General features: G+C 50.6%; 29 protein-coding genes. 5 read left to right on the top strand and 24 right to left on the bottom strand.

Going from position 1 to position 22783, the window contains the following annotated elements:
• Position 1: 1 nt before the first annotated feature.
• The 20 genes from EJE49_RS09205 to queG form a co-directional block, all read right to left on the bottom strand.
• Positions 2–715, bottom strand: coding sequence for a class I SAM-dependent methyltransferase (locus tag EJE49_RS09205; RefSeq protein ID WP_124950153.1), 714 nt, complete (start codon positions 713–715; stop codon positions 2–4).
• A gap of 36 nt (positions 716–751) precedes the next feature.
• Complete coding sequence (locus EJE49_RS09210; RefSeq protein WP_223246891.1) at positions 752–2248, bottom strand: oligosaccharide flippase family protein; 1497 nt, start codon at positions 2246–2248, stop codon at positions 752–754.
• A 24-nt stretch (positions 2249–2272) separates the two neighbouring features.
• Positions 2273–3355 (bottom strand): GDP-mannose 4,6-dehydratase, encoded by a 1083-nt coding sequence (gene gmd / locus EJE49_RS09215; protein WP_124950155.1) that lies wholly within the window; start codon positions 3353–3355, stop codon positions 2273–2275.
• Entirely contained in the window at positions 3352–3687 is a 336-nt protein-coding gene (locus EJE49_RS09220; protein ID WP_124950156.1) for a MarR family EPS-associated transcriptional regulator, read from the bottom strand. Before EJE49_RS09220 ends, gmd begins: the two co-directional genes overlap by 4 nt.
• A gap of 276 nt (positions 3688–3963) precedes the next feature.
• On the bottom strand, positions 3964–4422 hold the full coding sequence (locus tag EJE49_RS09225; RefSeq protein ID WP_189941807.1) for a hypothetical protein: 459 nt from the start codon (positions 4420–4422) through the stop codon (positions 3964–3966).
• Positions 4423–4433: 11 nt separating this feature from the next.
• A complete protein-coding gene (locus EJE49_RS09230; protein WP_124950158.1) occupies positions 4434–4721 on the bottom strand; it encodes a nucleotidyltransferase domain-containing protein in 288 nt (95 codons plus the stop codon).
• 43 nt (positions 4722–4764) lie between these two features.
• Positions 4765–5187 carry a type II toxin-antitoxin system VapC family toxin gene (locus EJE49_RS09235; RefSeq protein WP_124950159.1) on the bottom strand — a complete coding sequence of 141 codons (423 nt, stop codon included), beginning with the start codon at positions 5185–5187 and terminating at the stop codon, positions 4765–4767.
• Positions 5188–5563: 376 nt separating this feature from the next.
• Complete coding sequence (locus EJE49_RS09245) at positions 5564–5839, bottom strand: hypothetical protein (RefSeq protein ID WP_124950161.1); 276 nt, start codon at positions 5837–5839, stop codon at positions 5564–5566.
• 119 nt (positions 5840–5958) lie between these two features.
• A complete protein-coding gene (locus EJE49_RS14240) occupies positions 5959–6120 on the bottom strand; it encodes a hypothetical protein (protein WP_223246892.1) in 162 nt (53 codons plus the stop codon).
• Complete coding sequence (locus EJE49_RS09250; RefSeq protein WP_223246893.1) at positions 6099–6443, bottom strand: hypothetical protein; 345 nt, start codon at positions 6441–6443, stop codon at positions 6099–6101. The genes EJE49_RS14240 and EJE49_RS09250 overlap by 22 nt, the downstream gene beginning before the upstream one ends.
• On the bottom strand, positions 6440–6739 hold the full coding sequence (locus EJE49_RS09255; protein WP_124950162.1) for a nucleotidyltransferase domain-containing protein: 300 nt from the start codon (positions 6737–6739) through the stop codon (positions 6440–6442). Before EJE49_RS09255 ends, EJE49_RS09250 begins: the two co-directional genes overlap by 4 nt.
• A gap of 117 nt (positions 6740–6856) precedes the next feature.
• Complete coding sequence (locus EJE49_RS09260) at positions 6857–7798, bottom strand: glycosyltransferase family 2 protein (protein ID WP_124950163.1); 942 nt, start codon at positions 7796–7798, stop codon at positions 6857–6859.
• Positions 7785–8741 carry an NAD-dependent epimerase/dehydratase family protein gene (locus EJE49_RS09265; protein ID WP_124950164.1) on the bottom strand — a complete coding sequence of 319 codons (957 nt, stop codon included), beginning with the start codon at positions 8739–8741 and terminating at the stop codon, positions 7785–7787. Before EJE49_RS09265 ends, EJE49_RS09260 begins: the two co-directional genes overlap by 14 nt.
• Positions 8734–9300, bottom strand: coding sequence for a dTDP-4-dehydrorhamnose 3,5-epimerase family protein (locus EJE49_RS09270; protein ID WP_124950165.1), 567 nt, complete (start codon positions 9298–9300; stop codon positions 8734–8736). Before EJE49_RS09270 ends, EJE49_RS09265 begins: the two co-directional genes overlap by 8 nt.
• Position 9301: 1 nt before the next feature.
• Positions 9302–10906: a lipopolysaccharide biosynthesis protein RfbH gene (gene rfbH / locus EJE49_RS09275; protein WP_124950166.1), complete on the bottom strand. Its 1605-nt coding sequence runs from the start codon at positions 10904–10906 to the stop codon at positions 9302–9304.
• Positions 10896–11123 carry a hypothetical protein gene (locus tag EJE49_RS09280; RefSeq protein WP_124950167.1) on the bottom strand — a complete coding sequence of 76 codons (228 nt, stop codon included), beginning with the start codon at positions 11121–11123 and terminating at the stop codon, positions 10896–10898. Before EJE49_RS09280 ends, rfbH begins: the two co-directional genes overlap by 11 nt.
• The gene (gene rfbG, locus EJE49_RS09285; RefSeq protein ID WP_189941815.1) at positions 11120–12190 is read right to left on the bottom strand and encodes a CDP-glucose 4,6-dehydratase; all 1071 of its coding nucleotides are present in this window, start codon (positions 12188–12190) and stop codon (positions 11120–11122) included. The genes EJE49_RS09280 and rfbG overlap by 4 nt, the downstream gene beginning before the upstream one ends.
• 2 nt (positions 12191–12192) lie before the next feature.
• Positions 12193–12963, bottom strand: a complete 771-nt coding sequence (gene rfbF, locus EJE49_RS09290; protein ID WP_124950168.1) for a glucose-1-phosphate cytidylyltransferase — start codon at positions 12961–12963, stop codon at positions 12193–12195.
• Between the two features lie 58 nt (positions 12964–13021).
• Positions 13022–13828: a glutamate racemase gene (gene murI, locus EJE49_RS09295; RefSeq protein ID WP_124950169.1), complete on the bottom strand. Its 807-nt coding sequence runs from the start codon at positions 13826–13828 to the stop codon at positions 13022–13024.
• Between the two features lie 5 nt (positions 13829–13833).
• Positions 13834–14904: a tRNA epoxyqueuosine(34) reductase QueG gene (queG, locus tag EJE49_RS09300; protein WP_124950170.1), complete on the bottom strand. Its 1071-nt coding sequence runs from the start codon at positions 14902–14904 to the stop codon at positions 13834–13836.
• Between queG and tsaE the strand changes: the two genes are divergently transcribed.
• The 5 genes from tsaE (at position 14896) to mutL (ending at position 19280) form a co-directional block, all read left to right on the top strand.
• Positions 14896–15390: a tRNA (adenosine(37)-N6)-threonylcarbamoyltransferase complex ATPase subunit type 1 TsaE gene (gene tsaE, locus EJE49_RS09305; RefSeq protein ID WP_124950171.1), complete on the top strand. Its 495-nt coding sequence runs from the start codon at positions 14896–14898 to the stop codon at positions 15388–15390. The genes queG and tsaE overlap by 9 nt on opposite strands.
• On the top strand, positions 15357–16685 hold the full coding sequence (locus EJE49_RS09310) for an N-acetylmuramoyl-L-alanine amidase (RefSeq protein ID WP_124950172.1): 1329 nt from the start codon (positions 15357–15359) through the stop codon (positions 16683–16685). Before tsaE ends, EJE49_RS09310 begins: the two co-directional genes overlap by 34 nt.
• Before the next feature lie 94 nt (positions 16686–16779).
• Positions 16780–17022 carry an AbrB/MazE/SpoVT family DNA-binding domain-containing protein gene (locus tag EJE49_RS09315; RefSeq protein ID WP_124950173.1) on the top strand — a complete coding sequence of 81 codons (243 nt, stop codon included), beginning with the start codon at positions 16780–16782 and terminating at the stop codon, positions 17020–17022.
• The gene (locus tag EJE49_RS09320; protein WP_124950174.1) at positions 17019–17420 is read left to right on the top strand and encodes a type II toxin-antitoxin system VapC family toxin; all 402 of its coding nucleotides are present in this window, start codon (positions 17019–17021) and stop codon (positions 17418–17420) included. The genes EJE49_RS09315 and EJE49_RS09320 overlap by 4 nt, the downstream gene beginning before the upstream one ends.
• Before the next feature lie 36 nt (positions 17421–17456).
• A complete protein-coding gene (gene mutL / locus EJE49_RS09325; protein ID WP_124950175.1) occupies positions 17457–19280 on the top strand; it encodes a DNA mismatch repair endonuclease MutL in 1824 nt (607 codons plus the stop codon).
• A gap of 4 nt (positions 19281–19284) precedes the next feature.
• Here the strand turns inward: mutL and EJE49_RS09330 are convergent, their stop codons facing one another.
• From EJE49_RS09330 to EJE49_RS09345, 4 genes are all read right to left on the bottom strand, one after another.
• Complete coding sequence (locus EJE49_RS09330; RefSeq protein ID WP_124950176.1) at positions 19285–19809, bottom strand: nuclear transport factor 2 family protein; 525 nt, start codon at positions 19807–19809, stop codon at positions 19285–19287.
• Between the two features lie 159 nt (positions 19810–19968).
• On the bottom strand, positions 19969–20616 hold the full coding sequence (locus EJE49_RS09335; protein ID WP_124950177.1) for a hypothetical protein: 648 nt from the start codon (positions 20614–20616) through the stop codon (positions 19969–19971).
• Positions 20613–21767 (bottom strand): DUF2515 family protein, encoded by a 1155-nt coding sequence (locus tag EJE49_RS09340; RefSeq protein ID WP_124950178.1) that lies wholly within the window; start codon positions 21765–21767, stop codon positions 20613–20615. The genes EJE49_RS09335 and EJE49_RS09340 overlap by 4 nt, the downstream gene beginning before the upstream one ends.
• 58 nt (positions 21768–21825) lie before the next feature.
• Positions 21826–22776: a hypothetical protein gene (locus EJE49_RS09345; protein ID WP_124950179.1), complete on the bottom strand. Its 951-nt coding sequence runs from the start codon at positions 22774–22776 to the stop codon at positions 21826–21828.
• Positions 22777–22783: the final 7 nt, after the last annotated feature.

A 22783-nucleotide genomic window follows, 5' to 3' on the forward strand; every position in this document is an offset into this window, starting at 1 on the left:
TTTAGGTAGATTTTTTAAGTACCAACCAGCCAAAAGTATATTGCTTATCCGCGCAATCTATCGGCTTATCTTTGCCGTCATACTTCATCTCCCCATTGGGAGAAAAACCATAAGCTGCCGCCGCATTTACAAAATCCACGACTTCATTTTTTGAAAAAATTTTCCAGTCCATACCAAAAAACTTGGTTCCCGTTGTATCAATTTTCTCAGGCCAATAATCGAACGATGCTATGAAATAGCCTCCGGGTTTTAAAAGACGTGACATTTCCTTCAAAAGAGACTGCCCATCAAATCCATGTTCAATTACAGAAATTGATGTAATTGCTTGAAATGAAGCATCTTCAAATTTGGTATGCATGAAATCAGTAATTTCATAATGAATATCATTCTGATATGGCATTTTCCGTAAGTTCGGATTCAGATCTGCACCTGTTAAATTTGAAAATCCCAATTTATGCAACGCAACGATCACCTCTGATGCATAACACCCGATATCAAGTATCGGATCATTTTTTTGCACATTTTTTTCAAGAAAATCTACCGTGGCAAGCACATCCCAGCTTTTTACCATATCACCCATTGCCACGCCGCGCACTAACCCAAGTTTTCTCAACAAAGATCGCAGCGGAGATTCAATTAGAGAAGCGCCTTTATTTACCAATTCTTGACGCGCTTTGCTTATTTGCAATTTATCTTGTAAAACTTCCATAGTCATCGCATTTCCTTTCTAGTTTATTTCAATTTTCTCATCTCAAGAAAAGCTTGAGTTTAGTTTTATTATCTGGATAAAGCGATTTCGAATCATCAACATTAAAGATGGGGAAACTAACACTATTAATACGAAAGTAATCAATGTCAAACCGCCTCCGATAAATAACGTCGCATAAGGAGAATAGCCCAACCCACGAACTTCACCACCAACGATACCCAGCAACAGTAATGACAAGACAAGTGGCAGTCCAACATCCCATAACAACCATTTTAAACCAACACCTTTAAGCAATGCTCTGTGCGTGAGCCACGTACCAATTAACAAATATATGCCATTTAGTAGCGCCCACGATATTGCCCCTCCGATCGCACCAAACCGTAAAGCGAGAAAGATAGTCATGGGTATCATCACCATTATTAATATGGCATTGATGATAAGCGGCAAACGCGTCATACCATAAGCCAATTGCAATGCATAAGGAAAATGCATTGCACCATTTAGCGCAGTACCAAGCAAAAATAGTGAGACTATCGGCGCTGTGCTTGATGCCAAGGATGAGTTCCCCGTCCATAAAAAGAGCAGTTCATTTGAAAAAACAGCTGCAGTTACCGATATTGGAAACAATATGGCTAGGAGCAAACGGGTTCCATTCCTATATAAACTAATCAGCGTTTTTGTATCCCCGGTCACGACAAGTGCCGATAAACGCGGATAGATCACATTAAATGCAGGTGTAAGTAACACGTACAAACCACTTGCAACCACTCCGGCCAGCGCATACCGTCCAAAATCTTCCAAGCTAAGAATTCTGCTCAATAACACTTTATCTAATTGCATCAGGATAACTGCCGAAATGGCAACACCGCTCATGCCAGCAGAAAACCGCCATATACGCTTCAATTCATCAACATCGAACCGAATCACCTTTAATCGCCCTATGACCCGCCATGCAGCCAATCGCATGATCGCAGCATAAACAAGAGCCACCCCAGCCTGCCAAATAAAGAGCGCTTCAATCGTAGGCGACACAAACGCAAGAACTGCCACCGCACCCAAACTGCCAAAAGTTGCCATTACAATGCTCACACTGCTTGATACCGTCAAACGTTGCGCGCCCATCAATGCGCCTTGATACAAACCAATTGGCCAACGGCACGCTACGACTAGGCCCATTAGCATTACAGCATGCTCTACAGTTTGCTGAGTAAGATGTTTTGATTGCAGCCAATATTCAGCAATCCATGGTGCAAGCGCTATAACCAATAATGCAATTGCTATCGCCATACTCCAATAAACGATAGCTAGCGTATGCAGCAACTTCCCCGCCTGCTTCAAATCGCCAGTTGCTGAACAGCGTGCAACCTCGCGATTAATCGTTGGAGCCAACCCCATATCAAGGAGGCTAAGCACAGCTTGCGTAGTCGCAAAAAAGCCGATCAGCCCGTAAGCTTCAATGCCTAAATACTTAAGATACAGCGGGACAACCGCCAAGCCGATCAGTGCCGACCAGATCGAATTCGCCAATCCAGCCAACAAGTTACGACCTAGCCTCACATTAAATTACTCATGACTGTCATTCGCATAATAACCGTGACGCTTCACCAGTTCGTCGCGCTCAGCGGCCTTTAAATCTTCTCTTACCATTTCAGCCACCAGTTCATCAAAGCTAGTTTGCGGGGTCCAACCAAGCTTGGTTTTGGCTTTGGTCGCGTCACCCAATAACGTTTCAACCTCAGTGGGGCGGAAATAACGCGGATCAATTGCAACGATACAACGACCTTGTGCGTCGTAACCCTTTTCATCTGCATTTTCGCCACGCCAGGTGATCACCATGCCCAACTCTTTTGCCGCCGCATTGACGAAATCGCGTACGCTGTATTGCACACCGGTTGCAATTACGAAATCTTCTGGCTGATCTTGTTGCAACATGAGCCATTGCATTTCAATGTAATCGCGAGCGTGCCCCCAGTCGCGCTTGGAATTAAGATTGCCAAGATACAAACAATCTTGCAGTTCAAGCTTGATTCGAGCTAATGCGCGAGTTATTTTTCGGGTAACGAAAGTTTCGCCACGTATAGGAGATTCATGGTTAAACAGGATGCCATTGCACGCATACATGCCATAAGCTTCCCGGTAGTTCACAGTAATCCAGTAGGCATAGAGCTTAGCTACCGCATAAGGAGAGCGCGGATAAAAAGGTGTAGTTTCCTTTTGCGGGGTTTCCTGTACCAATCCATAAAGCTCCGAAGTCGATGCCTGATAAAACCGGACAGTTTTTTGTAGCCCAAGTATGCGTATCGCTTCAAGTATGCGTAGCGTACCCAGCGCATCTGAGTTCGCTGTATATTCCGGCTCTTCAAAACTTACTGCGACATGACTTTGTGCTGCGAGGTTATAAATTTCGTTCGGCTGCACTTGCTGAATAATTCTCAGTAGGCTACTGGAATCAGTCATGTCACCATGATGCAGGTGAAAATGACTGGTTTTGTCCTGAGGTTCATGTAACAGATGATCGATGCGACCCGTATTAAATAGTGAGGTACGGCGCTTGATACCATGTACCTCATATCCTTTACCCAACAAAAACTCAGCCAGGTAGGCTCCATCCTGGCCGGTCACTCCGGTGATAAGTGCTTTTTTCATTTTAATCTCTCATTGGATTCAATATCGTTCTGCAATTGCTGTATTTCAGCTTTTATCGCTTCGTATTCCGCCAGTTTATATTTCAGAAACTGCACGGTTATTTTCGCTTTTTCTTCAACGCCACTTGGGGTAAGCAAATAGATATAGCCTTTTTTATTCTCACTTTGACGAAAATTATTGGCTTTAACCAAGCCCTTTTCTATCAATGCATTCAGGCAATAATTTACCTTACCCAAGCTAATCCCTAACTCTCGCGCGAGTTCGCGCTGGCTGACTTCTGGCTCGGCTTCGAGTTTCTTAAGTATTTTGTAGCGGTATTCGTCAGTTAACATATGAACTGTTACGCCTTAAAAACGTTCGTTCAACCATTGAACATGCCGAATTTAAGCACTTATCCGGGATAAATTCAAGCATTGCAATTTACTTTTTTACGAAAACAGGCATCGCAAAAATGGACAATACCCACCCGGAGTCGGAGCAATACAATGAGTCGGTTCATGATCGCTTTTGAAAACTGCCTGGATAGGGATATCGAGAAAGTGTTTACACTCGGTTATTTACAGCCTCAGGCATTCATGCGCACGCATTTTCGCTTTTGTGAACGATGCCTATTTTTTATCCCGAAAGCCAATATAGCCGGTCCTCAGCGAGGTGTAAATTTTTTCCAGATTTGATTTAGCCGCATAAATTGCGTTGAGTGCATCAGCCGCTTGTTGCGGTTCATCTTCATACTGATGAGCGATATTGTTTCGGATTTTCCGCAATTCCAGCCAAACATTTTTGTCTTCCAGCAAAGCCAGCTGTTCCAGTCTGTTCAAGACATCGATAAAAGGTTTGTTTTTCGGATTTTCTTCTTGCAAAAACTCAAGCAGAAGGACAAATAATTTTTCACCCATGGCATCTTGTAACTTTGCAAATCGGAATAGAAATTGATCAATGTGCTCGACTTCATCATCGCCTAAAACTCGATACTTGGCTGCATCCAATGGCATAAACACAGCCATTTTTGCATAGGCATGATTGATTCTTGCCAAATGCTTATCACACTCGGCAATCAGTTTTTCCATTCTCAAATTGATCATAGTTTCACACCCGAAATCATTGCCTGTTGCTCTATCAGTCTATTTTTATCAGTAGCCAAAACCACATCAATTTTTTGTTCGCCGATTTTCTGCTCAAGCAAAACCTGAAATTTGATCTTGTGCGCGAGATCGTTGCCAGATTGTGGTTTGATATACAAGTCGATATCTCCCCCTCTTTTTGTATCATCCACCCTGCTGCCGAATAAAAACACCTCTGCCCCCGCCCCGAATACCGTCTGAGCAGTTTGCTTGATAGCAGAAATTTCAAACGAAGTTAATCTCATTTAAGAATCACCCACAAAACGCTGCAATTTTTCGACCGTAAAATTACAAACTCTGCATGCCTAGCAGCTTGGCTGCCTTGTTTAAACGGATATCAAAGCAAGCAAAAAATACGGGGGACTGCGAAATATGAGCCAATTCAGAAGCAGCTGCAAGCTGGATGCTGTCATAGCCGCGCAATGCAAACGTATCGGCATATTCCCCAGCGCACTCAACCAATGCCTGATCAATTTCTAATACTACAAAGTGCGGCCAATCATTCGCCAGCGCAACCTTGGCTTGCTCAATAAAAGATGCATCTTCCGGCACTTCCCGCGCCCGCCGGGACAATGCCGCATAAGCCTCTGCCCATGCAATACGGCAGACTGCAACGGCCTCCGCTTCCTGCAACAGTGCTTTCAACCCTGCGCTCCCCTCCTCAACGATATAGAGCTTTACCAATGCTGATGTATCGCAGAACAAAATCATCCACGATCTTCCATAACTAAAGTGGATACCGACTTACTGCACGCTTTTAACCTGAATTCAGCCCCAACCGGCTTACCACCTTGCCAAGTTGCGACGCCTGCGCTCAACAAGCGGGACACACCCGCATTATCTGTAGATGGCACACCCACAATCCGCGCCACAACCTTACGATGAGAAGTTAATTCAATCAACTGCCCCGATTGCGCTTGACCTACATACCGAGATAAATGAGACTTGAATTCCTGGATCGAAACCTGCATATAAGACCTCTTTTTATAAAAATATCATCAGATAATAGTCTTTTTTATAAAAATCATCAATATTTAGCTACTCATTTTTTCCACTCCAGTTCCTCATTTACTCCCTCATTTGGACTTCACCCATTTTCGCAGACACATCGCAGTAACTCGCATGATAATCCACACGAATTATCGGCCAGTATCACTGGCAACTCCGATTCGCGTCTTGGCACAGTATCCAGCAAGGCAAGTCGATGAACACTCTCACGCTCTAGCGGCAGAAGCTGCAAATCAGTATTAAATTTGAGCTTGTCTGCGGCATATTGCAAAAGTGCGTTATAGACACCTACCAGTTCCGCAACCTCAGAGTTGGCAAGATTGATAGCCTGTGCAAATTCGGCTGGGTCGGTCATGTATTTATGTATTCGTTATCAGGCTATTACGCAGCAGTCTCGCCATTATCCATTGATCTGCATTTTGCAATATACCCAGTTTTTCTGCACGGTTTATGGCTGTGCCGGTCGAATTTGAGTCACACCCATCCCCGCCGCTCAATTTCAGCCAGCAATTTGTTGGCTACAGCAATGATAGCAGGCACAAAGTCGTGGCCCGTTTGTAAGGCACTGGTGAGCACAGTCAGGTCTTCCACATATTCGTGAACCATCTGGTTTCTTAGTTGGCGCAGGTCATCCATTCTTCTACGGAATCCAGCAACCCCAGATGCTCTGCCCTGTTCAGGTTATCAATAGCGGCAGCAGGCGTTTCGCCCAGCGCCACCAGAAGTGTGGGCAGCAGTTTGTCGCCAATGGTATCTTGCAGCCGACCGAGCCTGCCTACAAAGGCCTCAACCCGCTCGGATAATTCGGGATCAGTTTCGAGTTGCCCGGCACGCCCAATGTTGAACGGTGTATCAAAAAGACGCTGATCTGTACTGATGAGGTGCCGACATTCTTTGCTTACCACACGCGCCAGGAATTGCAGTCGCAAGGCAGTATGCTTATTCTGGTCGAACGTCATAGTTTTTGCCCTTCTTTAAAGGCAATATCGTGGATAGGCAGGCGCATCAAATTGGGGGCGGACAGCAACACATCCACTTTACGGCCATGCATCAGGCGGCTAACTTTCGCTGAGAAGCGGGCAGCCAGAAGTGCCGGGTTGTCCACGGGTTCGGGAATGTCGAGCAGAATATCGATATCGCCTCCCCGTTGGTCATCATCCACCCGCGAGCCAAACAACCAGACGCCAACCCCTTCACCAAAGGTTTCAAGGCTGGCAGTACGTATCACTGTTTGCTGCTCTTGCGTGAGTCGCATGATGATTTAATTCCTCATAATGATCATGAGAGATAACTTTAACTCAATTCTCATCATTATAGCTTTTGCGAGAATTCCATCCGGCAATTCTCTTCCGCTTGTGGATCCCAGGTGATGCTAGCCACGAAAACGTGCGAATAATAATTTAATCCAATATCGTGGCGAACCACTGATGGTCTTCATCACTTCCGGAATTTTGTCTGCCATTTCCTGCCGACAAATGCGGTAGTTATCCCAACTGAAATGCGCCAAGCGCAGTAGTGAGTTGCCCACATACCGATCCAGCTTGGTGTTTTTTCTGAAGATGGCCAGTTGCTCAGGGGGGACGCGTCCTTTGGCAAACATGTAGGGCGCTACCAGATGATCCAGATTACCATAAATGAGTTCGGGTGATTTATTGACCGATTTCATCAGATTGCCGGGATGAAATCGATACACGGATACGGGACCCTTAACCACGCCGACATCGCCCATTAATGTCAATTTCAAGAACAACTCCGAATCACAGAAAATATTGTCCGGATTGGAAAACGCATTCAATGTTTTGGCCATAGTCCGATTGAACACGATATTGCACAGGGTAAGATCCTGCGGCTTGATTGTGCCGCGAGACAAGAACACATCCACGCCCTTCACCACGCCTTCAAACGGCAGCACGATCGACTTTTTATCGCCGGTGCTCTCATTCAGCATGTAGCCCTCAGCATACACCACTACCACCGACGGATTAGCTTCGATCATGCAACTGGCTTTAGCCAGATAATCGGGATCAACCAGATAATCATCATCCGAAAGCAACACGAACCAGTCGCCGCTGGCATGTTCGAACACGGCTTTGCGCCAGTTACGCACCATGCCTATATTCTCTTCATTCCGGTAATAGTGCACACGGTTGTCAGCAAGATATTTACTGACCACGGCAGTAGTATCATCCTGAGAACAGTTGTCCGAAACAATGATTTCGAAATCTGCACCACGCTGTGCCAGAACGCTGGCAATGGCCGCATCGAGATAAGCAGCCCGATTATAAGTAGGGATAACAACACTAATCTTCGGCATGAGTTTTCCTGGCCCCTGTATTAGTTGCCACTTCGGGCAACCGAGTATTTTGTTCCATCCGTGCTATTCCCGCAGCAAGTGCAACTTTGGGTGCCCAGCCCGGCACTACCTGCCCTTTATTCCAGGGAAGCATGATTTCACGGGGCCGATAGGCGCGAGCACCCCATTCAACAGCCAAAGACTGGTTAATTATCTGACCGTAACTTTCAACCAGATCACGTAATTTAATTGGCTTGCCTGAGGTGACAGCATATATCTCATGTTGAATAACTTTGCCCTGCAATAGCCGTTCGGCGCCAAGCAGATAAGCATCCAGCACATCATCGATGTACACCAGGTCTATCATTTGCTCCCCAGGCGACATGAGTAGCGTTTCCCCAGTGCGCGTAGTTGTACGTAGCAGGGTAAATAATTTTGCTCTGGGATCGTTTGGGCCGTAAGTATCACTGAGTTTCAGACTGATAGCAGTAAGACTCGACACTCCAGTGTAGTACGTCAACACTGCTTCAAATGCCTGCTTGGTTGCGGCATACAGACACACCGGACTGTAATCCTTATTTTCATAATGCTGCCAGGAGGTGCCTGTATTAATCAGGTGCCGCACGCCATTTACGCTCATTGCCTCAACCAATTGCGTCGAGAACAGCAGGTTGCTGTGTATGAGTGGCTCGACATCCTGTGGCGTATGTTGTGCGAGAAATAGCGATGCCAAGTGGAACACTACTTGCGGAGATGCGAGTTTGACGATTTCAATCAGTTGCTCAGTGGAGCCATCGTGCACATGCACCTGGATTGCCTGCTCGACACCCGAGAACATACTCAGATCGGAGCCTTGCCGGACAATGACATGCGTTTCCCAGCCCTCACTCACCAACCTACGAATCAGGTTAGAGCCCACAAAGCCAGTCCCGCCGGTCACCAGCGCGATACGATGCTCAGCCATAAACATGCTCCATTGACTGGAACCGGAACGGGCTCTGAAAATCGGCAAGTGCCGGGAAACCACAGTCCCTAGCAGAAAGTATAGGAGCGGCATCCGGCCACGCGATTCCTGCGCTATCCCAGCGGATACCGCCATCATGTTCCGGTGCGTAAATCGTGGTGACCTTGTACTGCATAATGGCTTCGTCAGTCAGCGCATAAAAGCCATGTGCCATACCGGGTGCGATGTAGAGCATATTGCCCAGCTCAGCGCTCAATTCAATGGTTTCTGATTGCTGATAAGTGGGCGAGCCCACGCGCAGATCGATAATCGCATCCAGCACCCTTCCCGTCAGACAATACACCAATTTGAAATGGTCATGCGGCGGAGTCTGAAAGTGCATCCCTCTCAACACGCCCTTATGCGAGATCGAGTAATACTCCTCTGCGAATTCAGTAACCAGACCATGTTTGGCGAACACGTCTTTATGAAAAGTCTTCACGAAACAGCCGCGGTTATCCTTGCGCACCAGCGGAATCAGCTGGTAGCAGCCAGGTATCGCAGTTTGCTCAACACGCATCTCAGAAATTCACCCCGAAGAACGCTTCCAGTTTTGCAATCACGAAATCGAGCATTTCTTTACTCAAGCCCGGGTAGACGCCAATCCAGAACGTATCATTCATCACTGTATCAGTATTGACCAACTCGCCGGAGACGCGGAATTTCTGCCCCTTCATGTACGGCTGGCGAGTCAGATTTCCGGCAAACAGCAAGCGCGTTCCGATTTTATTCTGGTCCAGATATTTCAGCAGATCCACACGGTTCGCGTCTGCATTTTGTTTAATGGTTATAGGAAAACCAAACCAGGACGGCTCACTGTTCGGCGTTGCTTCCGGCAGCAGCAGGAATTCCTCGCAGCTCCGCAGCCCGGCTTTGAGGTAAGCGAAATTGGCTTTACGCGCGGCGATAAACTCCTCCACGCGGTCCATCTGTGCCAGCGCGCAGGCAGCCTGCATATCGGTGATCTTGAGGTTGTAACCGAGATGCGAATAAGTGTATTTGTGGTCGTAACCTTCTGGCAGATCGCCGAGCTTCCAGCAAAAACGCTTGCCGCAGGTATTGTCCTTGCCGGGCGGGCAATAGCAATCGCGGCCCCAGTCACGGAACGACTCAATAATCATCTTGAGCTGGTCGTTATTGGTGAACACCGCGCCGCCTTCGCCCATGGTGATGTGATGCGCAGGATAGAAACTCAGTGTGCCGATGTCGCCGAAGGTGCCGACCAGCTTGCCGTTATAGGTGGAACCGAGCGCATCGCAGCAGTCTTCGATCAGCCAGAGATTATATTTTTTGGCCAGCGCGACGATGACTTCGAGGTTGTAAGGGTTGCCCAGGGTATGCGCGAGCATAATAGCCTTGGTCTTGGGGCTAATAGCCGCTTCGATGCTGGCCGGATCAATGTTGTAGGTGGGCAGGTGCACGTCGACAAACACCGGCACTGCGCCGAATTGCAGGATAGGGTTCACCGTAGTCGGAAATCCTGCCGCCACCGAAATGACTTCATCACCCTGCTGAATGGCGCGCTCACCCAGTTTAGGCGAAGTAAGCGCAGAGAATGCCAGCAGATTGGCAGACGAACCGGAGTTGGTAGTGAGCGCGTGTTTCACGCCAAGGAATTCGGTCAGGCGCTTTTCGAAGGCATCGTTAAAACGACCAGTAGTAAGCCAGCCATCAAGCGAAGCCTCCACCATATTTTGCAATTCGGCAGCGCCGATTACCTTGCCGGAGGGTGGAATGACGCTTGTACCCGCCTGAAAGGGCTTGTGTCGATATTTCAGCGCAGCAAGATTGGGAATATCCAATGTCACCAACCTGCGCAGCACGCGCTCATGGCCTTTGTCACTCAACCGTGCAACAGGTTTCTCGATGCGACTGATGTGCAAGTTAAATACCTTGTCAATTCGCACATGACTTTGATGCTTAAGCGGCTCGTCAGCAAAGTCAGTCAAATCCAGCGCAAAACCCTGCTCCTCTTCTACAGGCGTCTTGGTAATGAAAGCTATGCGTACATCGTCGTTTTCATCCTTGCCTGACAAGGCCAACACTGGCCTTTTCTTCTTGTTGCTGAGGTCGCTAAATGGAAAGTAGGCGCTGTAGATTGTGCCTGGCGTAATCTCAAAGGTCATTCCAGCAATCCTCTTCTACACTGTTAAGAATTTTTTTTGCAAAGCCACTTTCATCCATCAATTGAGTCATTTCCAGGCTTTCCTGGGGTATTCCTCCCTTGGAAGATGAGCGTGGAATGACGATAACATCAACTTCATCTCCCATTTCTGGCGGAAGAACAAGATGGATGGTGTGACTTGCATCGGCGATGAGATGTTGACGGAATATTGCGCTCATGATTGCGTTCCTCTTGTGAATTCTGCGATTTGGGCTATTGTTTTGGTTCTCATGTCTGCGCCATGTTCCACCTCTTTGTGCCACTCGATGATTTTTACCAATGCCAGCATCAGTGACCAGCGAGGATGCCAGTCTAAACGCGCTTTCGCCTTGGAGCAATCCAGCTTGAGGTAGTGTGCTTCATGCGGATGATCGACCTGATCCAGTTGCCAGCTGGCGCCCTCACCCCATTGCTGCGTTAGCTGCTCGACTATCCACTGCACTGGTTTGGCATCTTCATCGTTCGGCCCGAAATTCCAGCCTTCGGCATAGGCCACACCCTCTTCATATAGTTTTTGTGCCAGTTGCAGATAACCTGCGAGCGGTTCCAGTACGTGCTGCCAAGGCCGGATAGCGTGCGGATTGCGGATGGTCACTGGCAGCCCTGCGCTGACTGCGCGCAAGATATCCGGGATCAGACGATCATCCGCCCAGTCGCCACCGCCGATAACGTTACCCGCGCGCGCTGAAGCCAATGCAACATGATGCTCGTTGTATTTTTCCGGGTTAAAAAATGAATTACGATAAGCCGCAGCCACCAGTTCAGCACAACCCTTGCTGCTGCTATAGGGATCATAGCCGCCCATGGCTTCGTTTTCGCGATAGCCCCACATCCACTCTTTATTTTCGTAACACTTGTCGCTGGTGACGTTAACCACTGCACGCACACTGGGGGTTTTCCGCACGGCTTCCAGTAAATGCACGGTACCCATCACGTTCGTCGAGTAGGTTTCCACCGGCTCGATGTAGGAATAGCGCACCAGGGGTTGCGCCGCCATATGAATGACGATCTCTGGCTCAGCCGCCTGCATGGCACCAGCCAGAGCAGCGCCATCGCGAATATCGCCAATAATGGAATGCATACCCTGCCCGACTTGCGCTACGTCAAACAGACTGGGGGTGGTTGGCGGCTGTAAAGCATAGCCGGTCACGTCCGCACCCAACTCTTGCAACCACAGACACAGCCAGCTACCTTTAAAACCAGTGTGTCCGGTTACAAACACTTTTTTACCTGACCAAAATTTCATATTCACGGCCAGACCTTCCAAGGTGCTTTACCGCTTTTCCATAGCTCTTCCAGGTAATTTTTATCCCGTAGCGTATCCATCGGCTGCCAGAAGCCGTGATGCAGATAGGCCGAAAGTTGCCCAGCTCCGGCAAGCTGTTCCATGGGTTCACGTTCCCATATGGTGTGATCGCCTTCGATTTCATCAATCACCTTGGGGGACAGAATAAAGAAGCCACCATTGATCCAGCCGCCGTCACCTTGCGGCTTTTCCTGAAAACCACACACTTTATGCTGCTCCAGATTGAGTGCACCAAACCGCCCAGGTGGCTGCACTGCGGTTAGCGTCGCCAGCGTATTTTGTGCTTTGTGAAAAGCGATAGATTCAGCAATATTTACGTCACCCACTCCGTCGCCGTAGGTAAAGCAGAAATCTTCGTCACCCAGAAAATGCCGCACACGTTTGAGGCGCCCGCCGGTCATGGATTCGTCGCCAGTGTCAACGAGAGTAACTTTCCACGGCTCGGCACTGTTCTGATGCACTTCCATCTTATTATTCTGCATATCGAATGTCACATCCGAGGTATGCAGAAAATAATTGGCAAAGTACTCCTTGATCAAATAGCCTTTGTAGCCGAGGCAGATGATGAAGTCATTCACGCCATGCGCCGAATACATTTTCATGATGTGCCATAAAATCGGCTTGCCGCCGATTTCTATCATGGGTTTGGGGCGAGTTGATGTCTCTTCGCTGATTCGGGTACCGAGACCTCCCGCTAGAATGACTGCTTTCATACCATCCCTTTTAATCGTTCAATCCCATTTATTTTCATATTTACCCTACCTGCCAATCTCACCACTTCACCACATGCAAATGACTCAATGACCGCCCCAGAAAACGTTCGCCTATGGTCTGGAATTTCACCGGCACATCGGTCACATAATATTCGTAGTGCGGCAGGGCATGGCTGGTGTTGGCCAGATTGAGCTCTGTAAGCAGGGCCGCAGTACGGTTGGCCATGGCTTCAGCGGAGTCGACCAGTTTAACGCCCTCGCCCATGACTTCCTGCAGCAAGGGCTTGATCAGCGGGTAATGGGTACAACCCAGCACCAAAGTATCGATATGCTCGGCGATCACCGGCTTGAGGTATTCCTGCGCAGTGAGGCGGGTGACTTCGTGATCCAGCCAGCCTTCTTCGACCAGCGGCACGAATAACGGACAGGCTTGCGAATAGATGCGGGCATCCTGAGTGAGGCTGTGGATGGCGCGAGCATAGGTGTTGCTGTTAACGGTGGTGGGCGTGCCAATCACGCCGATCTGGTGGCTTTTGCTGGCTGCGACAGCGGCAAATGCACCCGCCTCGATAACATCCAGCACCGGTACCGGCGACATATCACGCACGGTTTGCGCGGCAACGGCAGCCATGGTGTTGCAGGCGATAATCAGTAATTTGACGTTTTTTTCCAGCAGAAACTGCGCTATCTGCGTAGTGTAATGCGCGATGGTTTCTACTGATTTCACACCATACGGCACGCGCGCGGTGTCACCGAAATACACGATGTTTTCAAACGGCAGGCGTTCCATCAGGGCACGCACGACGGTCAAGCCGCCGATACCGGAATCGAATACGCCTATGGGCTGTTTGGGATCAATCTGCATAGTAATTAATCGACTGAAGGTTGATGTTGCGAAAGCGCCCATTGTACATGTTCGCGCACGATTGCTGACGGGTGATCGGCATGCCGATTTAACGCTGCTACTATACCGGCACTGGGGGGCGCGTTGCCAAGTGCCACGGCAATATTGCGCAACCAGCGCTCATGGCCGATACGACGAATGGCGCTGCCTTGCAAACGCTGATTGAATTCATCTTCAGTCCATGCCAGCAAATCCACCAGCTGCGGACTATCCAGTCCGTTGCGCACACTAAAATCGGCGCTGCTGCTAGTTTTGGCAAAGCGGTTCCACGGGCACACCAACTGGCAATCATCACAGCCATAAATGCGATTGCCCATCAGCGGACGCAGTTCAACAGGAATCGCGCCGCTATGTTCGATAGTGAGGTAGGAAATACAGCGCCGGGCATCAAGATTATTGGGCGCGAGTATCGCCTGCGTCGGACAGACATCTATGCAGGCTTGGCAATCGCCGCAGTGCGCACTCACTGGCTGGTCTGCCGGTAGTGGTAAGTCGGTATAGATTTCCCCGAGGAAAAACCACGAGCCGGCGTCACGATTGAGCAGCAAAGTGTGCTTGCCGCGCCAGCCCAGCCCGGCCTTGCTCGCCAGCGCAACCTCCATCACCGGCGCCGAATCGGTAAACACACGGTAGTTGAACGTCCCCACTGCCTGATTAATGCGCTCCGCCAGCCGTTGCAGTTGCGTACGCATCACTTTATGGTAATCACGTCCTAGCGCATAACGTGAGATATACGCTAATTCGGGCTCAGCCATGACCTCCCAGCTACCGCGTGTATTTGGGGGCAAATAATCCATGCGCACCGAGATCACTCGCACGGTGCCCGGAACTAATTCGGCAGGGCGGGTACGCTTGCTGCCATGTTTTGCCATATAATCCATTTCACCGTGATAGCCTAGCGCTAGCCAGGCTAGCAGTTCAGTTTCCACCGCGCCCAGATCGCAGTCAGTAATACCCACGCCGTGAAAGCCGAGCTCCGCCCCCCAGACTTTAATCTGTTGCGCCAATACAACTAAATCGAGTTGATCATGATCCATACTGCTAATGATACCCTGCTCCGTTATTCCCGGCACCTTGCCGACGAATCCGCCACCCTTGCGCTTGGCGCCGATATTGCCCACGCGCTGGCGCCTGGCCTGGTGATTTACCTCTATGGCAACCTCGGTGCAGGCAAGACCACACTCTCTCGTGGCATCATGCGCGGCCTCGGTTACCAGGGCAAAGTCAAAAGCCCGACCTATACTTTGGTTGAAGTTTATGAGGTTTCTAGGTTAAAGTTATATCACTTTGATTTATATCGCTTCAATGATGCGTTAGAATGGGAGGAAGCGGGGTTCAGAGAATATTTTAATCGCGACAGCGTGTGCCTGGTTGAATGGCCTGAAAAAGCTGCCGAATTACTCCCTACCCCCGATATACGCTTGTATTTAACGCCTGATGGCGAAGGCCGCACCGCGGTCCTCGAAGCCGTCACGCAAGGAGGTAAACTATGTCTGACTCAATTACCCGCCGCAACTGGCTAAATCCGCTACGTCACGCCCTTGCGGCGGTGTGCCTGATCCCGCTGGGCGCCATGGCGGCGAACAGCATCAGCGACGTGCGCTACTGGCCGGCCAGTGATTACAGCCGGCTCACGCTGGAATCCGCCGCTCCCATCGAATACAAAGTATTCACCCTGAACAATCCGCAGCGCCTGGTCATTGATCTGGAAGGCGTGGATAACACCGCCGCGATGCAGGACCTGACCAGTAAAATCGGTGCCAATGACCCCTGGATCGCCAAACTGCGCGCAGGCATTAATCGTCCCGGCGTACTGCGTCTGGTGCTCGACTTGCGCGGTGAAGTCAAACCCAACCTGTTCACGCTCAAACCGGTAGGCAATTACGGCAACCGGCTGGTGCTCGACGTCTATCCGGCCAAGCCTGTCGATAATGCACCAGTAACCAAAACCACCGACAATTCCGACAAACCGGCTGCAGTTCAGGCAGAACCGGGCCAGCGCCTGGCCGACAACACACCATCAGCCGAACCTGCTACTGACAACACCCAGAGCAAAGACAAACCCGCCAAATCCGGCAAAAAACCAGCCTTTGAAATCACCCGGCTAATTACCGTCGCCATTGATGCCGGTCACGGTGGTGAAGATCCGGGTGCTCACGGCGCTGGTGGCACACTGGAAAAAAACGTGACCCTGGCTGTGGCCAAACGCGTCAAAGCCAAGATCGACAATATCGACAACATGCGTGCAGTGCTGACCCGTGATAGCGATTTTTTCATTCCGCTGGCTGAGCGCGTTAACAAAGCCCGCCGCCTCAATGCCGACCTGTTCGTATCCATCCATGCCGATGCCTTTGTCAGCCCCGAAGCACGTGGTTCCAGCGTCTTTACCCTGTCCGAACACGGCGCCACCAGCGCCGCTGCACGCTGGCTGGCGAAATCGGAAAACGATGCCGATCTGGTCGGTGGCGTCAATGTCGGCGTCAAAGACAAAAATCTGGCAAAGACGCTGATCGACCTGTCGCAAACCGCGACCAACAACGACAGCCGCCGCCTCGCCAGCTCTGTGCTTACTCAGCTTTCCGGCATAAATCGCCTGCACAAGGGTGAAGTGGAACAAGCCGGCTTTGCTGTATTAAAAGCCCCTGACATTCCGTCCATCCTGGTGGAAACGGCATTTATCTCCAATCCGGAAGAAGAAAAACGGCTTGCCGATGACGCTTATCAGGACAAACTGGCCAGCGCTATCGTGGATGGCATCAAACGTTACTTTGCCAGCAACCCGGCAACCGCCAGATCCAAATTGGCGATACGGGAATAGCAGCTAACATCGCATCAACAAAGATTAAAATACTTGCCAAACCATTATCCTTACTTTAAAGTAAGGATAATACATTCTTGAACCTTGGCGCAAAATGACCACAGCGACAATTACATCCAAAGGACAAATCACCATTCCCGCCACAGTTCGCAACGCACTCGGGTTGCACACCGGTGACAGAATCGAATTTGTCGAAGTAGACAATGGCCAGTTCGCCATTATTGCCGCCACATCACCTGTCACCGCATTAAAGGGCTTGATCCGCAAACCGGAACAAGCCGTCTCTATCGAACAAATGAATGCTGTGATCGCGCAATATGGCGCTGGTGAAAAATGATAGGACTGGACACCAACGTCATCGTCCGTTACATCACCCAAGACGATGAAACACAATCAGCACAGGCCACAGCCTTAATTGAAGCCTTATCCACCACACAACCCGGATTTATCACACTCATCTCCATCATTGAGTTAGTCTGGGTATTACAAGGTAGTTATGGCGCAAACAGGAATGAGATCATCGCCGCACTAGATGCCCTGCTTAAAACCAAAGAAATCCTGATTGAGCAAGCGGATGTGGTATATCAGGCGTTGCGGGTTTTCACCCATTCCAAAGCTGATTTTGCCGATTGCCTGATTGAACGCTTGGCACATTCAGCTCAATGTGAGTACACCGTTACTTTTGATAAAGGTGCTGCAAAATATGCAGGAATGCGCTTAATCAACTCACACTAGACCATCCCTAACTAGGCAAACCTTCCCCTGTTCACCATGCCCACCATCCAGTTCCTCCCCGATTTACTCATTAGCCAGATTGCTGCTGGCGAAGTCGTGGAGCGACCTGCTTCAGCACTGAAGGAATTACTGGAAAACAGTCTGGATGCCGGCGCAACCGAAATTCGTGTACATCTGGAATTAGGCGGTACGCAACTAATACGCGTAGCGGATAACGGCGTAGGTATTAACCAGACACAATTGAACCTCGCGCTGGCACGCCACGCCACCAGCAAGATCACCAGCCTGGAAGACCTGGAGCGTGTCGCCAGCCTGGGTTTTCGCGGTGAAGCTCTGGCCAGCATCGCCTCGGTCGCGCGCGTGCGTCTGGCCAGCCGTACCCAGGCGGCAGCGCATGCGTTCGAGATTCGCGCTGACGGCGCAACGCCCGGTGAATTGCAGCCCACCGCACTGGCTGCCGGCACCACCATCGAAGTGCGTGACATGTTTTTCAACACCCCGGCACGCCGTAAATTCCTCAAATCTGCCGCTACCGAATACGCTCATTGTGACGAGACGTTCCGGCGCATTGCACTGGCCCGACCGGATGTCACTTTCAGCCTGCATCACAATGACCGTGCCGTGCAGCACTGGCGCGCGCACAGCATGGCCGAGCGTATCGCAGCCGTGCTGGGCGCAGATTTCACTCACGCCGCCGTCGATATTGCCGAGATCGCCGCCGGCCTCAGCCTGCACGGCATGAGCGCCCTACCAGCTTACTCACGCGCCAACCGCGATGCGCAATATGTGTTCGTCAATGGCCGTTATGTGCGCGACAAACTGCTGGCGCACGCCTTGCGTCAGGCTTATCGCGACGTGTTGCACAATGACCGCCATCCGGCTTATTGCCTGTTTCTTACCCTCGACCCGGCCACGGTGGATGTCAACGTGCATCCGGCCAAAACCGAAGTGCGTTTTCGCGACAGCCGTGCCGTGCATCAGTTTTTATACCATGCCATCAACAAAGCCCTGGCCGGTCGTGCTGGCGACAATCCGGCTGCACATGCGCAACTGAGCGGTGAACAGCACTATGCAACACCACCCACCAACACCTTCGGCAACTCGGCACCAACACAACCCGCCTATAACGTACGCCCGACTTACAGCCCGTCCTATCAGGCCAGCATGCCATTAGGCGTGGCACAGCCTGCCGGGTTTTATGACCTGATGACACGCGACATAGCACCGCTGCAAAGCGCGCCTGCCACACCAACAGGCGACGCAATTGATGCACCAGCACACCCCTTAGGCTATGCCATCGGTCAAGTTCACGGGATTTATATTCTGGCGCAAAATCAGACGGGGTTAGTGCTGGTAGACATGCACGCAGCACACGAACGCATCATGTATGAGCGGCTTAAAACCGCGCTGGATCATCAGGCCATCGCCAGCCAGCCGTTACTCATTCCGGTGGCGATCACAGCAGATGCACTCGATGTAGCTGCCGCCACCGAACACGTAGACACCTTGGCGGCAATGGGCTTTGAAATCGCCCCGCTCTCACCCACCAGCCTGGCCATACGCGCCGTACCGCAACTGCTGCAGAATGCCGATCCGGCACAGCTCGCCCGGGATTTGCTGCACGAATTGCGTGAATCCGGCGCCAGTCGTGTGCTCACCGAGCAACGCAATGCGCTGCTCGGCACGCTCGCCTGTCACAGCGCCGTACGCGCCAATCGTCAATTGAGCATTACCGAAATGAACGCGTTGCTGCGCGATATGGAAACCACTGAACGCGCCAACCAGTGCAACCACGGCCGGCCGACCTGGTTTCAGATCAGCCTGGCGGAGCTGGATAAAATGTTTATGCGCGGGAAATGATGGGTTAATAGCGCTTGTCCAGCTGTGGCATATCCGCCGCCAAGCCTGGGATAGCAAATCGAGAACTGCCAGCCGGACTTGCATAACGTACGGCAAGTAGCCACTTATCTCCGACTTTTTTCCACACATCCACCATGTAAATATCAGCAGATGTTTTTGCCGACTTGTCCTGCTTCAGCAAAAAACTGACCACTGCCACACTATCGTAGTCATGCACTGCCATTTGCTGAATGTCGGCTAGGAAGCCGGGACGCTGTATAATTTGCTGCAACCACTGTGCACGCGGTACCGGATTGCCAGGCATGGCACCCACCCGCATCTCGAAATCATCCATCAGCATTTTGCCTACTGCATCGATATTACCATTTTTTGCATTATCGCCAAGATCATGCTCCAAACTGCCAAATATTTGCACAAGGCGGGTAACCGTGGGAACAGAAGTTTTCTGATCACTGATTTGTGCAGCCAATACGGTATCACCAGACACGGTAACTAAAAACATTAACAAGAATAAAGCCAGTTTTTTCATACAACCTCCATCACCCATTCGTCCCGATTACACGCGACAACCCGCGATTAAACTTAAATAAGGGGATGTCTCCCGAATTAACCGGCGCGCTTTAGCGCGTCCGGTTGAATGAATTGTTATACCTCTTTAACAGCGAAAAGGGTACAAATTAGCTTTTGACTATTCGTCCAAGTCCAATGCTACCCGCCATGACCTACCGATCGTTAAAGTAATCAAGTAACGTTCTTCTTTCGGGCGCTTGTCATCGGCAAAACGCGCTATCCAGTACGATACGCCATATTTCTTGTCGGCATCCCAATAGGCTTGGTAGGGTTTGCCTTGCTTTATTTTCTCTCTAACTTCTGGCGTATCAATGTAGGGAGCATCGCCATTCCCACGAACGCTCAGTACTTTCCATCCCCCGCGCCGCAACTGCTCTTGTAGACCAAGGACAACCTTCAACGCCTCATCCAGCGTAAGCGTATCGACCTGGGGGGACATACGGACAGTGGCAACACGCCCCTGTTCATCGTGGCTAACCGCCAAAAATTTTGCTGGCGGTGTTGTAAAACCGAACTGAGGGTCGTTGAACCGTAATATCGCGGGTTTTTCGACATCCCCACCCCAGACGTGCCCTGGAATCACAGGAGGGAGAGATGCACTGGAGTGCTTGCGCATCTGCTCGTAAGGCTCGCCTATCACCAGCACCACTTCCGGTGTGCTCGCGTGCGCTATTGAAAAAAGCCACGCAGCCGCCACCAGCATGAGCGCCAGCCCGACCAGCGTTTCGCGCCGATAGCGCCACCAAAAGCATTGAATGGCTTTCATCGCACGCTATGCCCCGCCGCAATCCGTTGCAGGGATTGCTCCAGCAGCGAGCGGTTGAGATTGTGCAGCATATCGTCGAAGCGTTTTGCAGCACGAAGCACGAAGGGCATGCGTTGGTTAAGGTCAGCCAGATTGGCTAATGGGTTGTTGCCGAAGCCAACGGTACGAGGGTCAGTCTCGGGCAAGCGGCACTCGCTCGCCAATGTCACCTGAACGGCCTCGGGCACACCGGACAGCATGTCCGTCACATATGCTGCATGGTTGCCCCGTAACAGGGTAACCAACTGAGGGTTGCTGTACATCGCCGGTTGCAGGATGTTTTTCTGTTCGTGCCGCGCCAGCCATTCAACACCCGTTGCTATCTGTCCCGCCTCAATTGCCTCGAAGGCTTGCAGAATCTCTTCAAAGTTCTGGCCAAACTGTACCTTGCCACCAATAGGCCACAGCACAGGAAACTTGGGATTGTCTGTGATTTTCTTTCGGGCTGGAAAACATTGCTTAAACTCCTGCAACCCACGCTTCTTGTAGAACGCATGCAGCGGGAACACATCCAGAAACAAGGTGGTGTTGCCCAAGGCCAGCATGTCATAGACGTGCATGAATTGCTGTTGGGCGGCGGAGTAAGTTTCACCCGTGCGGCGAACATCCGCCGTTGGAATGGGGTTGTTTTGGCGTGCCTGTTCCCAATCTTTCTGTGCTTTGTCATCGACCTTGCCGATATTCAAGCCGGGCATGCTGAATATCGGTTTCGCACTTTGCGTCATGCGTTGTGCAGCGTCATGTTCTTTCTGGATGCGACCAACGGAATCTGCGGCATGCAGTAACCCGCACCCGACTTGTTTTGACGCGAAAGCCGCCAGCCCTGCCCACTGAAAGCGATGATCGTCCAGCCATAGCGCGGCGTAAGCCGCGTTAATGCGTTTGTTGCGCTCAACCGGATTGGCGATCAGCTTGCCGCCGGGTGCTACGATGTCTTCGGCCTCTTTTTGGTAGGTGCGCCAGATACACTCACAGCCCAGTATTGGTACTTCGGTAATCTTGACCTTGCGCCCATTTTCTTCGGTGAAATAGCTTTTGCATTCCGAGATGGGCTTGGTGTTCTTGTGTAACTCCTGCTCGTCGCATTCGTGGTCTTTGAAGCATTGGCTCATTTAATATTCTCCTTGCGTGAAAGTTAAGAGGCATAACAAGCTATACCGACCCAACGTATTAATACGCCAATGTACATAACCCGCCAGATGCGTTCAGCCAGTTCTGCTGAATCAGGAAGTCACGCGCACCCAGTTTCATATTAGCCTTTGAGCCGTTGCTGGTGGTATAGGTCGTGCCGAATTTCCACGCACATTTATCAGCATTTTCCTGTCCCAGAGTGTCATACCATGCATTCAGATCGGGATCGGTCACCGCCTCTTCCAGTTCATGCGTAAGCACGCTGGCCATGCCATCCGCTCCGGCATTACCATTAGGACCGGTAGTTTGCGCTTCACAGGCACTCGGGCAGCGATCGGGATTGCCCACGAATGAGTATTTGATATCCTGACCGGCTATGGTGCCGTGGGTATGCCAGCCGCAATAAGAAGTACAGAAACCGGATGTCTCATTCACATCCGCAGAGGTCAGCACAAAATACACAGCGTTGGGATCAGCCGGCAATGCACCGCTGGTGATAGCGTTGCTCACCACCGCCGTCACATCTGCATCCGCCAGTGCCGTACCGCGCGAGTAATTGTCGGTTACACTTTTCTTCAACAGTGTCGAATTCGTCACCGCAACCGATGCACCATCATAATAACTGGTATTAATGTTGTAATAGGGCGAACCGCTCAATCCGGCAATCAGATCTGGCAGGATGCTGGTTGCGGTATTACCAGCCCAGTTACCGTACCAGATATAGTAAACATTGGTCGTACCCAATATCAGCGGACCGCCATGGTAATTAATCCCGTTAGCCCCGGTATTCTTGCGTCCGGTAGCCACAGCATAACCCTGACCGGCAGGCGGCTTCTCGCCCCAGCCTTTCCCGGTTGGCCTGTTATCAACCTCCCAGGCTTTGTGCGTGTTCTGTAGCACGGCGCCGCGAATAAGCTCAGCTTGAGCAGAAGGCAGTGCCAGTAAATTCAATACGGTTGCACCAATGATAGTGCTGACTTTGAGTTGCATGATTCCC

This window comes from Sulfuriferula thiophila (assembly GCF_003864975.1).
In the GTDB taxonomy this organism is placed as follows: Bacteria; Pseudomonadota; Gammaproteobacteria; order Burkholderiales; family Sulfuriferulaceae; genus Sulfuriferula; species Sulfuriferula thiophila.